Source organism: Cupriavidus sp. SW-Y-13 (assembly GCF_009793345.1).
Classification (GTDB): domain Bacteria; phylum Pseudomonadota; class Gammaproteobacteria; order Burkholderiales; family Burkholderiaceae; genus Cupriavidus.
This window is the reverse complement of record NZ_WHLX01000003.1, coordinates 1-14,817: the sequence shown is the minus strand read 5'-3', so window position 1 is coordinate 14,817 and position 14,817 is coordinate 1. Positions and strand designations below refer to the sequence as shown.

15 protein-coding genes and 1 pseudogene are annotated in these 14,817 nt (G+C 60.1%); 4 read left to right on the top strand and 12 right to left on the bottom strand.

The features are described from left to right. Nucleotides 1–110 precede the first annotated feature (110 nt). Genes GA566_RS27605 through GA566_RS27590 form a run of 4 tightly spaced genes read right to left on the bottom strand, consistent with a single transcriptional unit; the run spans nt 111 to nt 2,414 of the window. Nucleotides 111–842 carry a hypothetical protein gene (locus GA566_RS27605; RefSeq protein WP_066735637.1) on the bottom strand — a complete coding sequence of 244 codons (732 nt, stop codon included), beginning with the start codon at nt 840–842 and terminating at the stop codon, nt 111–113. Nucleotides 843–889: 47 nt separating this feature from the next. After that, on the bottom strand, nt 890–1,525 hold the full coding sequence (locus GA566_RS27600; protein WP_043355296.1) for a hypothetical protein: 636 nt from the start codon (nt 1,523–1,525) through the stop codon (nt 890–892). 29 nt (nt 1,526–1,554) lie between these two features. Beyond that, entirely contained in the window at nt 1,555–1,887 is a 333-nt protein-coding gene (locus tag GA566_RS27595) for a hypothetical protein (RefSeq protein WP_043355298.1), read from the bottom strand. After that, nucleotides 1,884–2,414, bottom strand: coding sequence for an HAD domain-containing protein (locus tag GA566_RS27590; RefSeq protein WP_043355300.1), 531 nt, complete (start codon nt 2,412–2,414; stop codon nt 1,884–1,886). Before GA566_RS27590 ends, GA566_RS27595 begins: the two co-directional genes overlap by 4 nt. Before the next feature lie 330 nt (nt 2,415–2,744). Here GA566_RS27590 and GA566_RS27585 point away from each other — a divergent pair, with 330 nt between their 5' ends. After that, nucleotides 2,745–3,008 (top strand): helix-turn-helix domain-containing protein, encoded by a 264-nt coding sequence (locus GA566_RS27585; protein ID WP_043355301.1) that lies wholly within the window; start codon nt 2,745–2,747, stop codon nt 3,006–3,008. Nucleotides 3,009–3,033: 25 nt separating this feature from the next. Here the strand turns inward: GA566_RS27585 and GA566_RS33745 are convergent, their stop codons facing one another. Next, nucleotides 3,034–3,174 (bottom strand): H-NS family nucleoid-associated regulatory protein, encoded by a 141-nt coding sequence (locus GA566_RS33745; protein WP_370459387.1) that lies wholly within the window; start codon nt 3,172–3,174, stop codon nt 3,034–3,036. 120 nt (nt 3,175–3,294) lie between these two features. Continuing rightward, on the bottom strand, nt 3,295–4,326 hold the full coding sequence (locus GA566_RS27575; protein ID WP_043358190.1) for a DNA-binding protein: 1,032 nt from the start codon (nt 4,324–4,326) through the stop codon (nt 3,295–3,297). 526 nt (nt 4,327–4,852) lie between these two features. Between GA566_RS27575 and GA566_RS27570 the strand changes: the two genes are divergently transcribed. Next, nucleotides 4,853–6,079: a tyrosine-type recombinase/integrase gene (locus GA566_RS27570; RefSeq protein ID WP_043355303.1), complete on the top strand. Its 1,227-nt coding sequence runs from the start codon at nt 4,853–4,855 to the stop codon at nt 6,077–6,079. A gap of 88 nt (nt 6,080–6,167) precedes the next feature. Here GA566_RS27570 and GA566_RS27565 read toward each other — a convergent pair whose 3' ends face one another. The 3 genes from GA566_RS27565 to GA566_RS27555 all read right to left on the bottom strand — a co-directional run bounded on the left by GA566_RS27565 (nt 6,168) and on the right by GA566_RS27555 (nt 8,447). Then, nucleotides 6,168–6,503, bottom strand: a complete 336-nt coding sequence (locus GA566_RS27565) for a helix-turn-helix domain-containing protein (RefSeq protein WP_043355318.1) — start codon at nt 6,501–6,503, stop codon at nt 6,168–6,170. Between the two features lie 461 nt (nt 6,504–6,964). Then, nucleotides 6,965–7,372: a DUF4345 domain-containing protein gene (locus GA566_RS27560; RefSeq protein ID WP_043355321.1), complete on the bottom strand. Its 408-nt coding sequence runs from the start codon at nt 7,370–7,372 to the stop codon at nt 6,965–6,967. Nucleotides 7,373–7,382: 10 nt separating this feature from the next. After that, on the bottom strand, nt 7,383–8,447 hold the full coding sequence (locus GA566_RS27555; RefSeq protein ID WP_306418434.1) for a sterol desaturase family protein: 1,065 nt from the start codon (nt 8,445–8,447) through the stop codon (nt 7,383–7,385). 16 nt (nt 8,448–8,463) lie between these two features. Here GA566_RS27555 and GA566_RS27550 point away from each other — a divergent pair, with 16 nt between their 5' ends. Then, nucleotides 8,464–9,462, top strand: coding sequence for an AraC family transcriptional regulator (locus GA566_RS27550; protein ID WP_043355323.1), 999 nt, complete (start codon nt 8,464–8,466; stop codon nt 9,460–9,462). A 230-nt stretch (nt 9,463–9,692) separates the two neighbouring features. Here the strand turns inward: GA566_RS27550 and GA566_RS27545 are convergent, their stop codons facing one another. The 3 genes from GA566_RS27545 to GA566_RS27535 all read right to left on the bottom strand — a co-directional run bounded on the left by GA566_RS27545 (nt 9,693) and on the right by GA566_RS27535 (nt 13,353). Further along, complete coding sequence (locus tag GA566_RS27545; RefSeq protein WP_052495067.1) at nt 9,693–10,031, bottom strand: DUF4286 family protein; 339 nt, start codon at nt 10,029–10,031, stop codon at nt 9,693–9,695. Nucleotides 10,032–10,358: 327 nt separating this feature from the next. Next, complete coding sequence (locus GA566_RS27540) at nt 10,359–11,984, bottom strand: GMC family oxidoreductase (protein ID WP_196765235.1); 1,626 nt, start codon at nt 11,982–11,984, stop codon at nt 10,359–10,361. Continuing rightward, nucleotides 11,977–13,353: an MFS transporter gene (locus GA566_RS27535; RefSeq protein ID WP_063778466.1), complete on the bottom strand. Its 1,377-nt coding sequence runs from the start codon at nt 13,351–13,353 to the stop codon at nt 11,977–11,979. The genes GA566_RS27540 and GA566_RS27535 overlap by 8 nt, the downstream gene beginning before the upstream one ends. 1,035 nt (nt 13,354–14,388) lie before the next feature. On the opposite strand from GA566_RS27535, the pseudogene GA566_RS27530 reads away from it, so the two are divergent. Next, nucleotides 14,389–14,817 (top strand): annotated as a pseudogene (locus GA566_RS27530) (hypothetical protein); the annotation flags it as partial.

Genomic DNA, 14,817 nt, shown 5'->3' with positions numbered 1-14,817 from the left:
GCGCATGAATGATGAGCGACCAAGAGTGTCGTACGGGACGGCGGCATTTGACGTCGGTGAAGGGCGCCTCCTACGGCCGTTCTCGTCAGTCCACAGCGCTGCCTCGAACTCTAATGGATGGCCTCGGCACGCAGCAGCTTCCACGTGCCAATTTGGTGGTCGAATACGGCCCCATCGGGAGCCACCGCAGATCGCACATCCCAAAATTGATACCGGTCTGCCTTCCCGCCGATGGCGATAGTTTGTCCGCGGGCAATGCTCGCGCCCTTCACCAACAAATGCCGGGTAATGATTCCGACAACATTCGCACAGTTTGGGATTTCGGCCGGGGCACTGACTTCCTTCATCCCAAAATTATGCATACCGCAACTATAGGCACCGCTGCCGGCCCCATCGACCGTCACGACAAACGCCCGAAGAATCCCATCGACGCCCTCGCTCGCGAAGTCCAGCCATTTTTGCGGCGTATGGGCAATGCCGACGTGCTCGACGAGCACACCCAGCGCCCCAGCTTGAACCACAGCGCTTGCCGCAGCCATCAGATGCATCATCCGATGCAAACTGCCCCCCGCGCCCTTGATAATGACGCACGACGCGTGCTGCCTCACTGCACGCATCTCGCTGGTGTCGTGCCAGTGCAGACCAAAACACCAAAAATCCAGCACGGTATTCCTACGACGTCCTTTCCGAAACTCGATGAGGACGCTCTCCCCCGTGTGCAAATCCGTGAGCATGCCGTCAACAAGACGATACTTTGGCGCTTGAGAACTTAGCGCGGATAGAAATTCGGCACGGGAGACCCACGCGCCCGGAAGGGAAAGAACAACGAGAGAGTTTTGCATCGGACGGCTACATGAAAGTTGTCGAAGCGGCGGCGGAGCGATGCTCGTCACATACCAACTTCGATTTGATCTAATCGACAAAGCAAGGCGTCGGTTAGCCAGGACAGGAAAGCGCACCATCCGCCGTGTGAGAGACCCTGGCCGTCAGGCGTATCGATCAGCCACCCCGACGACTGGCCCGGCGCGCAATCGAGTTGCCACCGTAGCCATCGACGGAGAGGCACCGTGAACTCCGACGGCACGTCGTCAAGGCGGATGTATTCTTCGGGTTCAGATTTGATGGTTTGCAGTCCGCCCGGCAACCAATTCGCCAATGCGCAGTGTCGTTGCGCTGGTGTCGACGTTCGTTCCTCCCTCGGAGGATCTTCGTAACCTACGGTCACCGCCGTCACGCAATCTTCGCAACTGAGCGCACCATCATTCTTTGCGCGTTGGATGTTGCGCAGAATCTCCTGCGTGCGAAGAAACTGGCGCTCGGAAATCTCCCGGGTCGCCCGGAGCCGGCGATTCGCCCGGTACAACGTTTCCAGCGGGTAGCGTTGGGCGAGTTGGACCACATCAAACAGGGTCGGACGCGCGAGGATGATAGGGATTTCCGCCGGGGTGCCGCGCAGTTTGGGGTTGGACCATAGGTGTGCACCCGCGCGAAACGCCAGGTCTCGGAATACAAATTTTTCAGCCATGGTACCCCTCCCAGCAACTCGAAACCGTCTTAGATCGACTCGCGCGATAGCACGGTGCCCTGCGGCACGTCCTCCGAACGATGCATCGTGCGCTTAACCGGTGCCACGACGCTAAGCGCCATGCCGACCAATTGCATTGGGCGAACGAGGTCCCGTTCCACATTGTCTAGCGATGCGATGGTCCGGAACGTTGTGCGCGGCCCCGGGCCCCGCGCATCGAACTCGTCCATGACGATTCGGTAGGCACCGGTCACCAGCGAATCGCCCGCGATGTTCTCGATCTCAAGCTGCCCAAGTGTTCGGCGGCAGTCTTCCTGTCCGTCTGGAATGAGTTCCACGGTCACGCGTAGCATGGTGTTCACTTCCCGCTGAGCGTGCTTGCGGCCATCCCCTGCAGTCGCTGGGTCAGGTCGCACCGTGTCGACGCGCTCGCAAGCCCCAGCGCCCCATCCGTCTCGACCAAGTGGTCGCGCAGCGCGACGGGCCAGCCCTCGCTGTCGTCGTCGATGGCCAGCCAATGTTCGGCCCGCAGCCCAGATCGCGCAACGTATCGCGCGATCTGGGCATACCGCGTGAGTTCGCTGAACCAGCTCGCGTCGATGCGGTGCGCACCCTCATGGTGTCGCGCCATGGCCGAATGCCAAGTAGCGCCGATCACGCGCGCCTGCAACGCAGCGGGCAGATAGGCTTGGGTTCGGCTGAAGCTCTTGAGCACGCGCACCCACGACGTGGAGAGAACAATCTGGACCTGGGGATAGGGGGCGAGAGCTTCCACGAGAATCGGCGCCCACATGAACAGCGAGCCTGCCGCACGCAATTGAGGCCGGCCATTGACCAGATAGGCCGCATCGGGGTGCAGAACACCGTCGTAGTCCAGAAACAAAATCATCGTGCATCGTGTCGTTGCGCTGACGCAGGGCAATGCGTAGCCGCTCGTGCCTGCCGCCCCAGATCCGCCGTTCGGCGGCAGGCCCTCTCGGTGCTATGCGCGCGGGGCGGCGATCGGTGTGCGCAGCAGTGTGACGCCGCGCGAAGCCCTTGGTTAAGGGCCGCTGCAAAGGCGGCATTGTGTCTCAACGACTACAGAATGAGAAGACCTTGACGCAAGAATATGTTCGGAAAGCCTTGTCTTTCATGGAAACGGCGAGCTTATATAGCAGGAAAATATTGTGACTCAACGACCACTGACAGATAAGGGAACGGTCCGCAATATGGACGCATGTCCCGTGTCCATCAGCCCTCCGCTCGTGAATTGCTCGCCCTGAATATTCGGCGACTGCGCGCGGCCTATGCATGGACGCAGGAAGATCTGGCCTGGCAAGCGGACATGGACCGTTCGTTTCTGGCACACGTCGAAAGGGCGGCCCGCAATTTGTCGATCGACGTCATTGAACGGCTGGCGCTCGCCCTGGAAGTCCCGGTCGCGGAACTGTTTCGCGTGCCAGACGTGACGCCCCCGCGCAAGCGCGCCCCGCGTCATTGAGCCAGGGGCGTTTGGCGCAGATTCCTCAGTCGATCTGAAAGAATTCCGGCTGCTGTCCGGCGTTGATGGCCCGCTGAAACCAGTCGGGACGCTCCCCTCGCCCATCCCAGGTTTGCCCCTCGGCATTTTGCGGTAGCGTGGCCGTGCCGCTGTGGGCGCGAAACAGCCGGCCGCCAATAAATCGGCCAGTGTCAGGCCCGATTGCGCCATCTTGATACGCACCCAGCGAATGGCGTCGGCGCGGGCAATCTCATGGGGCGCGTGCATGGGCGGTGGCTCGAAGCGGTTAGGCGGCGGCCTTGCGCCGTGCCCCGGATCGCACCTTGGCGCCGTCGCGCCAATTGCCCAGCAACTCGCGCGACAGGTCCCGTTCAGTCTCGGCACGCTCGGCCCGCCGGGTCATTTCTGCCAAGGCCTCCTGGGCGGCACCCAGTTGTTGCTGTCCGCTCTCCTGCGCGTCCTGCAGCGCCGCGCAACGTACCTGCGCCGCCTGCGCCTGGGCTTGCCAACTACCCAGCGCTTCGGCCGCGGCCACCGCTTCCTGCCGCTGCATGTCGCGCAAGCGATCCACCTCCACCCGCGCCGCATCGAGTCCCCGGTCACTCTGGCGCCGCGCCGTGCGTTCCTGGTCCAATTCCAGTTGGGCACGCCGCACGGCAGCGTCCCCGCGCGCCTCCATCGCTTCGAGTTGCTCGCGCATGCGCTCCAGCTCCGCCAGGAAATCACTGCGCGCGGCGCCCGCCTGCTCGCGCGCCGCCAGCAGTTCGCTCTGCAAGGCCTCCCGGTGCGTCGATGCGGCTGCTTCGGCGCCGCGCGCCTGCGCCACCTGCTCCTGCAACTGGCGGCATTCAGCCCGCAACGCCTCGCGCTCGCGCTCGAGCGCGGTGAGCGCGGCTTGAGCGTCGGCGAAAGCCATCTGCGCGGCATCCCGCTCGGCCGCGACGACTTGCTCCTGCGCCTCTATGTCTTGGCGCGTCGCGGCGAGTTCGGCCAAGACGGCTTCGCCGGCGGCGCGCCAGATGGTCTGGACGGCGTCGGCAGCCACCTGCTTCAGGCTGTCGGGGAGATCGGGATGGTCAATCGTGACCCGCGAACGGGCGCGCAGGTCTTGCCAGAACTGCTGCAGCGCCTGGGCCGGCGTGCCCATGCTGCCCTTGCGCACCAGTTGATAGAGCTTGTTGGTGGTGGGCGTGATGCCGTAGCGAAAGAACAGCAGCCCGCACACCTCGCGGTAGAGCGTGCGCGTGTCGGCGTGAAGGTGCCGCAACTGCTCGACCTCGGCTTCGAGGCGAAGGGGATCTACAGCGTCTGGCGTCATGGTCGAGCACCTTTTTGGACATTCAGAGTTAAATATTACTACGTAATACGTAGTGGATAACAAGATTCGTGTAAAAGTTTAGACATAAGTACGCTTATGTCTATAATATTGGCTCGAATCGCCTCCCCACGCTGCCCCTGTCGGTATGCATAAATTTGTGCCCTCTTTTTGCAGAATTTTGTTCCCGACCCCCATGGGCACGCCTGGCTGGCGCGCTGGAGCGCACGCACCGGCGGCAGGCGCGGCGTGACTCGGCTAGCTTGCGTGGCACGCCTGACGGCGAACGTCATCGCTTTGCGCAGCTGAATCCCGTCCATCGGATCGCCCCGCGCCGTCGGCGGGGTGAAGGCTGACGACGGACCGATGCGTTGGGGGAAGGTACAAAATTGCTTCAAGTGTCGGCTGGGGGAACAATTTCTTGCAGCGTTTCTCGACGCAATATTGTTACCATCGCCCTGCAATCGGCTTGCTGGCGTGCGACCAGCGGGAACAAATTTGTGCAAACCGACGCTTAGGCCGATACACCATGGAACTGCTCCCGATTAAACCTTTGGATGGCCTGGCCGCCCCGCTTCCCACCCCGCTGGAGCGCCTGCGCCTGACCCCGGCGCTGTCCGGCGCGGCCGGCAGCAACCGCGCGCCCGCCAGCGCCACGCGGATCGCCGCGGCCGACGACCTGGCCGCCGTCACCGCCTGGCTCGCGCGCTATGCCGACAGCACCGCGACGCTCACCACTTATCGCCGCGAGGTGGAGCGGCTGATCCTGTGGACCGTGCTCCAGGTGGGCAAGCCCTTGTCCTCGCTGACGCACGAAGACCTGCTCGCCTACGAGCGCTTCCTCGCCGATCCGCAACCCGCCGCGCGCTGGGTGCTGGCCGGCAGCAAGAAGCTTGCACGCGGCCACCCCGACTGGCGCCCGTTTGCCGGGCCGCTGTCGCCGTCCAGCGTGCGCCACGCGATGGTGATCCTGAACGCGCTGTTCGCCTGGCTGACCGAGGCGGGCTACCTGGCCGGCAACCCGCTTGCCCTCGCCCGCCGCCGGCGCGCCCCCACCCGAGCGCGCATCACCCGCTATCTGAGCCACGACCTGTGGGAAACGGTCAAAGACACCGTCGCGGCCATGCCGACCGAGACCGCGCGGGAACGCCGGCACGCCGCGCGCTGCCGGTGGGTGCTGACCGTGCTCTATCTGGGCGGCCTGCGCGCCTCCGAGCTGACGGCGACCCCCATGGGCGCGTTCTTCTGCCGGCGCGATGGCCAGGGCATCGAGCGCTGGTGGCTCGAGGTGACCGGCAAAGGCAACAAGACCCGGCTGGTGCCGGCGACCGACGAACTGATTGCCGAACTCGCGCGCTACCGTCGCGCCCACGACCTGCCGCCTACCCCGCAGTTCGGGGAGACGCGGCCACTGGTGCTGCCGGTGATTGGCAGAGAGGGTGGCGAGAAACCCCTGTCACGCGGCGCGCTGCACCTGATCCTGAAAGAGGTGTTTGGCATGGCCGCGGAGCGCCTGCGGGCGCGCGGGCCCGAGTGGGGGGCGCAGGCCGCGGTGCTGGCCAGCGCCTCGGCCCACTGGCTGCGCCACACCGCCGGCTCGCATATGACCGACCAGCAGGTCGACCTGCGTTATGTGCGCGACAACTTTGGGCACAGCTCGCTGTCGACGACGAGCGGCTATCTGCACAGCGAAGAGGATGCGCGGCACGAGGCCACGCAGGAGCGGCACCGCATCGGATGGATCAGGAAAGCATAAGGCGCGTCAGCACACCAAGCGAAGTGCATTTCCGCACCGATCTGGGATCGCATCAGAGATTGATGCCCAGCCTGATCGCAGGCCTCTACTACTCTTCCAGCCAGGCGTGCTGTCGCCTGGCCGCGTCCTCGCCGATCTTGGCCGTATGGGCCGCTGCCTGTTCAAGCCAAGGCGCATGCGCCCTGGGAACGACCAGCATCGCCAAACCCAGTCCGTCCAACGCACGCAGGGCGTGCTCGAGATTGACGCCCTTGCCGTTCTCGAGCTTGGACAGCATGCCGACCGAGACCCCGCAATGTCTTGCCGCCTGGTCAATGGGCATCCTTTTCCCTGCCCGCGTTGCTCGAATGCGGTCGCCCAGTTGGTGAATGGTGCGAATCGTCGCACGCGACGGTGGCTTCGGATCAGGTAGTGGTCGTGGCATGGAGGTCGTTCTTGCAAAAGGAACACCAGCGTGGAGAGCGGTTTTCTGTGTTGTTTCACTATCGTGAAATTATACTCTCACAATGGCGGCCGGATGCCGGCAAAGATCTGCGCCTGCTAATAAGCACTTCGCAGAGGGTGGCAATTGCAGACACGGCATCGAAAGACCCCAGAAGAGACCGAACACTACGGTCCTGGACGCAACCTCCGTAGTCTCTACTGGGGCCAGGCCCCAACACCTTGACTGCTCTCGGGAGAGCTAGCGTTCTCTTCGCTGCGTCGGACCCGTCGCGATGAAAGGATGCTTAGAAAGCGGTGAAGCCCGTCAACGCGGATATCTCGCGCGTTGTCCGCAAGACCGGTATCAGGACAGGTGGAGGTTGATCGGTGCGAGTTTAACTTGATAGGACTGGGTGAACGATGACCTCATGTCCACGCGTCGCGGGCGCTCAAAGTGAGCGCTCATCTCATGGAAGAGCGCGCATCATGTTTGTTGAGGAAGCACAACAGCGCTAGGCCGGTGAATGCCGCTGCTGCTTCGATTCCAAGCAACATTCGAACGAGATCATTTGGCCACCCGTCAGCGGAAATGCTGACCAGCCGCCCGAGCACCAGGCCGCTGGTGAACACGACGTTGATCCACATCGAGGGCTTTCGCCACGCCTTCGAGAGTAGACCCAGGGCCAGCAACAGACTGATACCGAGATGCATGCCACCGTAGTTGGCACGGATCTCATTGAAGGCATTCACCGAATGGGGTTGCATATCGAGGCCCGCCATTGCCGTAGCGGGGTCGTGAAACGTATGCAAGCCAATTAGCAGGAAAGCCAGTGCCGAAACGGCCAGGTATATTTGAGAGAGGCGATGCATGAGTTGGCTCTCAGGTAGCGGACGTTGACGGAGTGGGTGTCGACTCACTGCCGGTCGGCTCGTTCCTGTCCACCGTCCATGTGTGGATGGGTTCATGACCACGGCGCACCCATTCCGGCGGCCGCCACAGGTGTTGCAGTCGCTGCCACACGGGCCCCGGTGACATCACGTCACGCCACATGTCGACAAACTCGTGGAGATTCAGCACCAGGATATTGTAGGACTTAATCTGTTGGGTGATGCCGTATTGCACCGTCTCCCGTTCTTCTTCGAAAGTGCCAAACATGCGATCGAAAATGATCAACATGCCACCGTAGTTCTTGTCGATATATTGGTCGTTTCGGCCATGATGGGCACGGTGATGGGACGGTGTATTGAAGATGTACTCAATCCAGCCAGGAAGGCGGCGGATCAGTTCGGTATGAATGAAATACTGATAGGACAGATTCACGGCCAGGATGAGTGCGACTGCGGCCGGCGGCACACCGAGGAGCACGGGAGGAAGGAAAAAGATGAAACTCCCAGCGACCACATTGAGCATCGATTGTCGTGCCGCCGTAGTGAAGTTCATGTTCTCGCCGGTATGATGAACGACGTGCGCCGCCCAAAACCAGCGGATTCGATGGCTGGCGCGATGAAACCAGTAGTAGCAGAACTCGACCGACAGAATGATTGGGAGAATGGTCCAACCGTCCACCGGGATATCAAACAAACGTTTTGAATATACCCACGCATAGATGGATCCTGTCACAAGAGCCACTCCCAGGGGCTCCATGATCTGGTAAGTGGTGCCCAATGCGATGTTCGCCCACACCTCTTTCCAGTTCAGTGTCGATTCGGCTCTACGCCTTCGATTGATCAGGGTCTCGAGACTGAATGCAATGATGAAGAGAGGAACCATGCTGAGCATGAACGCCTGCTTCCAATCCACGGACTTCCCAAATATGGAATGCAGCCAGTTCATCATATCGGACGGCAATTTAGACTCCTGTTCGCTTGGCTTGCCGACAGTTTGATCAAACTGGTGACCCTCCGCATTGACAGTCCTCGACACTTTCTTGACACTTCGCGACATTGTTCATTGTCATCCCATGTCCGCGCCCACCGCTTACTACGCCAGCACCTACGTGAACCTGCTTTTCGACTACTTGCAGGACCAAGGGCTGGATGCCGTGCATGTGCTGGGGGAATCCAGCCCTAATTGCCAGGAAGTGCGACTCTACGCGCTCGATCACTGGCGGCGTTTGCTTGAGCGTGCCGCCGAGGTTTGCAATGATCCGCTCCTCGGATTGCACGTTGGCCAGCGCATTGCGCCTGCGCATCTCGGCGTGCTTGGATACGCACTTGGGGCTTGCCCTGACGTCGGGGCTGTCTTGCAACGCTGGCAACAGTACGACCGTGTGGTTGCAAACGTTACGCCGGCGGAGCTAAGAACCGAAGGTAAGTCCGTCGTGATGACGTGGCCCCGTTCGACGGAACCAACGGGGCCGCTCGTTGACGAAACGGCCTTGGCTGCGATGACCCGTTTCACGCGAGCCATGACAGATGGTGATGTGAGGCTGGAGGAGGTGTGCTTTGTTAACGCAACACCTCAAGACACCACCCCTTATCTTGCATACTTCGGCTGCCCGGTGAAGTTCGACCAACCGGAGACGAGTCTGCGCTTCCCCGTCGACCTTTTGCAGGCGCCTCTGCGTCAACCTGATGAAGCGCTACTGCGAATCATGGAGCTTCAGGTACAGGCTCTGCTGGGTGCCATGCCGAAGATGGATGACATGGAACATGCCATCAGGCAAGCGGTAGCCGGGCTCGCGCGTCAAGGCGAAGTGAGCCTTGAAACAGTGGCTTCCTCCATGCACATGACCCCCCGCACGTTGCAGCGGCGACTCGACAAACTGGGTCTGAAATTTCGCGAGCTACGTGACGACACGAGACGCCGGATTGCAGAGAATTACCTAAAAGATCCACGGCTTTCGCTCGCTGAGGTGGCCTGGATACTTGGGTACTCGGAGCACAGTGCATTTACTCGCGCATTCCGGAGATGGACATCGCAGAGCCCGCAAGCCTGGCGCCGCGAAATGGATGCGTGATCCGCTACGGGCAACAGCGCAGTCGCCCATGTGATTGCAGCGCTGAAGGTTTTAGGCTGGCCTCCTCGGCCCAAGTCCCAAGCTCTCGCACCGGGTTGCATGGCCTTCCATCGCCGCTACGGCGGAGTAAGCGACCCGCCCTGGCCCGTCGCCTCACGTGGCGGAGAAGCTGTTGAGCTTCTACCCGACTCATCTTTGAGACGACGGGAAAGCAGGTACTTCCATGCCGTCTACTTACTGCGAATCACCTCGGTGATTGGCTCGAAATAGCAACCATATTTGACATCGCCCACCGTGTCACTCATTTGCATCTCCGCTGTGTTGACGCGAGCCTGGATCCCATCTGTGACGACCTGCGGGTCAGCGGCCTCGCAGTTATAGAGTGCCAGGTACTGCCACGGATGAGGCCCCGCTTTTCGCTGCTGCTCCGTGCGACTGAAGCGCTGTGCGCTCACCACGCCCGGTACGCGCAACACGTCTGGAAGGTGCTGCTCGGTATACCAGCGATTGAACTCTTCTTCACGCCCCGGAACCGCGTTCGTGAGTACCAGATAGGTGAACTTGACCATTCTTATCTCCTTAAGGTTATTGAAGTACAGGGAATGTCCAGCGGCCGATGCCCTGTGACGCGCCCGTGATGGGTATGTGTTGACTGGCGAGTCCCTTGTTCACGTGGTCCTCTTTGCTGGAACCCGCGCTTTGGCATTCCGGCGGTTTCGGCGCTTGAGAGAAAGGGTGTGGCCCAACGCTTCCATCAAACGACGCAAGCCCGTAGACGTTCCCATTCGATGCTGGGAAATCTATGCTGCAACCTTTCGTCCCCGTGTAAGGGGACAACCGGGAAGAAGGCGACGGAGCAAGCTCGAAACGCCAGTGAACAGAGTTCTCCGAAAACTTCAACGAGCGGATGTGCGTGAATTTCGTATCAAGTCTGCGGCCTTCTCTGCCATGGCCATAATGGGAAGGTTCGTGTTCCCACTGATGATCGTTGGCATCACAGATCCATCAATTACTCTCAAGTTCTCAACCCCGCGCACTTTCAACTCCTCGTCAACAACAGCGTTGTCGTCGACTCCCATGCGACACGTGCCAACCGGGTGATAGATGGTTTCCGCATGCGAGCGTATCCATGCCTTACGGGCTGCACCGGTGGAGAAAGCATCGATGTCGAGCCTTCGTTTGATGTACTTCCGGAGCGCCGGCTGGTCGACAATCTCGCACGTGCGTTCCACGCCGCGCACCAAACTCTCCAGGTCAGACTCGTCTGAGAGGAAGCGAGGGTCGATTCGGGGAGAATCGGACGGATCTGAAGAACGCAGTCGCAGCACGCCTCTACTTTTTGGACGCAGCTGGCATACGCGGACTGCAAATCCGTGGGGAACTTTTTCGTTAGGCGGTGGATTGCGCAGCGCAATGATCAGATGGGCCTGCCACTCAGGCAGATCCGGATTTCTGTCGGAGTTGTAAAATGCTCCTGCCTCAACGCCTTGAGAGGAAGCCGGCCCGCCTCCTGAAAGAAGATAGCGAGCTCCTGCCATTCCGCCTCTTACCAGGCCGATATAGGGCGTGAGCGTATTGGGCTGCGACGCTTCTAAGCGAATCGCGCAATCAAGATGGTCCTGAAGGTTCTCACCGACGCCTTGCAGATCGACCACGGGAGCGATACCAATCGACTGCAGATGTTTGGCCGGTCCGATCCCCGAAAGCATCAGGAGTTGCGGTGAGGCAATGGCCCCTGCTGTCAGAATCACTTCGCGGTCCGCGCGAAGCTCCACCTCCTCCCATCCATCCTCAATCACTACGCCTTGCGCTCGCTTTCCGGCAAGGAGAATCCTGCGGACTTTACAGTTCGCCATCAATGTCAGATTGGATCGGTTACCTGCTCGATCCAGGTAACGATAAGCACCGGATCGCTTTCCCTCGGCAATCGTAAGCTCGTAGAATCCTGCGCCTACCTGCGACGCCCCATTGAATCCGTTGTTCTCCGGCATACCGGCCGATACTGCGCTCTCTATGAACGCAGTCGATATGGCGTTTTGCTGCGTGCCGTATGACAGGCGAATCGGACCCGCGTACCCGCGATCGTCATTCCTCGCCTTCGTTACCAGTGATGCATCCTCAATCTTTCGAAAGTACGGACGAAGGGATTCATAGTCCCAGCCCGACAGGCCCTGAGATGCCCAGTTGTCGTAATCGGATCGGTTCCCCCGGATAGCAATCATGGAATTGATCGAGGATGAACCGCCCACCACCTTGCCCCGGGGTATATAAATATTCCGATTGTCCAGTTGTGTCTGGGGCTCCGTCCAATAGCGCCAGTTGAATTTTTGGCTCTTATAGAGAACCCGGATCCCTGCCGGCATCTGAACAAAGATGGATGACGCGGGAGCGCCCGCCTCTATCAGCAGTACCTTGACGCTGGGATCTTCACTCAGCCGAGAAGCGAGAACACACCCTGCCGAGCCGGCGCCGATAACAATGTAGTCGTATGTAGCGGTTTTCATAATCAGGAGATCACTCAACGCGAGCCGATGCCTTGAGCGCCATGCGCACGCGGCGAATGTGCTCGTCCGACTGTCCGAGCTCATCAATCGGTACTCGTGACGTTTCAGGAGACGCCAAGATGGCAAAAATAGACAACACTGCGCCCCCCATCATGAAATAGGCGGGTGATGAAGGGTTTCCGGTCAGCTTCGTCAGAGAAGCGCTGATTAAAGGAGCGGTGCCGCCAAATAGCACCATGGCCACGTTGTAGCCTACCGACATGGCGCTGTAGCGTGTGCGTGTCGGAAACAACTCCGTCATCATGCAGAACGGCGCGCTGCCATACATCCCCATCAATACCCCGACGCTAGCCATCGTGGCAATTACCACCTCTGGTGTCGAGCCCACGACGATCCGGAACAAAGGAAGCGCAACGACGAGGTATGCCAATGCCGCCGTAAAGGCGACGGGTCGTCGACCCACGCGGTCGGATAGCGCTGCAGCGAATGGGATCACAATCACTGAACCCAGAAAGGCCAGGCCGGACGCCGCTAGAGCTTGCCCGCTACTCAACCGTCCAGTTGACACGAGATAAGACGGGAGATACGCCAGGATCAAGTAGTAAGGGATGCCGTGTGAGATCGCTACGCCAAGACATTTGACAATGCTTCGCCAGTCGTCACGAAGGGCTTCGCGCAATGGTGCTTGTGCCGCGCCCTCGCGTTCCAAGTGCAACCGGAATGCCGGTGTTTCCTCGATGCGCAGCCGCAGCCAGAACGCACCCAACCCAATCGGACCAGCGATCAGGAAGGGCAATCGCCAGGCCCATGCCTCAACTGCCGTCTGACCAAAAATGCTGGTGATCGCCAGAACAAGACCGGATCCGCTCAACGCACCAATTCCAGCCGACATACCGAAGAACCCGATCACAACGCCACGCCGGCGTGTCGGGGCGTACTCGGCAAGGAATGCGAGTGCTCCACCTGCTTCGCCTCCCGCGGAAAATCCCTGAATCATGCGTAGGGCTACCAGCAGCAAAGGAGCGGCGATGCCAATCGCCTCGTATCCCGGTAGGACACCGACCAACCCCGTCGAAACGCTGATCAAACCAACGACAATCGCGAGCGTATCGCGCCGTCCAAGCCGGTCTCCCAGCGATCCAAAAAACAGAGCGCCGAGTGGTCGGGTAACGAATGCGACGGAGAATGCCGCGAAAGCCGCTATCAGGCTAACGATCGGGTCGCTGCTTGGGAAGAACACCTTCGCCAGGGTGGCGGAAAGATAGCCATACAACGAGTAGTCAAACCACTCCAGCATGTTTCCCACGGCGGCACCGGAGATCGGCTTGAGAACATCCCGGACCCGCTGGGGGGTGGGGGTCGAACCTCTTCGGGGATGATGTTGCATTGATTTTGTCTCCACTTCTATAAGCAATGTTTGAAAAACCGAAGCGCGCTTACTCTTATTTGTGGTAAATATTAGGTAGCCTACCTATTACAATCAAATAGGCGTTTACCCTCCCATCAACGAAGTCAGGTGGCTGATTTTGAGCCGCAAATGACACTTTTACGCTTTATCTTGACAGACCATCGTGGCGACCTACGCTCTATGTAATCGATTGCATCGTGGAATGGGCTATGCGCCGATGCGAACGAGTGTTGAAAGACCTGCTTTTTTCTTGCGGTGGCCCCCCTAACTAAAGTCGATCACCCCGGAGGTAGCTATGTCACTGATGGCAGCGGTACGCGAGGCGTTCAATCAATGGGAGCGCTTTCGATTCATGTCGATGTTCGAGTACCTCAGTGCCGAGTTAGGGGAGAGCTGGAGCCTATTTATTTGATTTGTAGGCTGCCAAAGCGAGGTCGCTTCGGCTTTCTCGCTTGCCTTCTTGCACCGGCTTCACTGTCCCCCCGCGCCTCTTTAACAACGCGTCGTGAGGCTGCCCCCTTGGTCAGCGAGTGGTGGCGATCGCGCACTTCTAACCCCACGTCCATGCGGGTGTTTTTTCACGCCTATGCATAGGTAAGAACCGAAGCCCTGCGATCCCGACCTTACGGAAGGTCCCGGCGTCAAAGGTGGCCTCCAGCAGGTCCCAAGCGGGCCTCCGGCCGCGCCTCACTCGGTACCGACCTCTGTCGTCAGCCAGCCCGGCCGGACCGCATATCTACCCTGGGACGAGCTATAACAACCAGAAGGCAAACAGTCCTCGCGCATACCCAGTGGGTCACCGGCGGCATATCTTGACCACTGAAATCGGCGGTCGCCCGCCTTCAGGCCAACTGGGCTCCCCCAGTCTAGCCACGCCCTCCTCTCCCACCCCTGGTCCCGCTCGAGATTTGTGACGCGAGGTCAATCCTCTGCACCGATTAGGGTAAACCCCTTTTGCATATAGTAGGTAGGCTACCTAATATGTACTCACAATTTCCCATCGGAGACATATTCATGACCGCCCCCCAAACCCCCACGCAGTCGACTGGCTGCCCGTTTCACGCGGCCTCACCTGCGCAGTCCACGTGTCCGATGCACGCTGGCGGGGACAGCGGCATCCCCGACTTTCCGCCCGAACGGGTCGATCCTTTGTCGCCGCCGCCGGTGTACTTCCAGATGCAGCAAGGAAGCGGCTTGGGGCAAGCTAGGCTCTGGGACGGAAAGATCGCCTGGCTGATTACGCGCTATGACGACGTCCGCTCGGTCCTGTCTGACCCTCGCTTTAGTTCTGACATTACGAATCCCGGCTATCCCACTGTCAGTGCTGCAATGAAAGTTGCCCGGGGTAGTAACCGGACCTTCATCACCATGGATGCACCCAAGCATGCAGAGCATCGGCGCATGCTGACAGGTGAATTCTCGATCCGCAAAATCGAGGCCCTT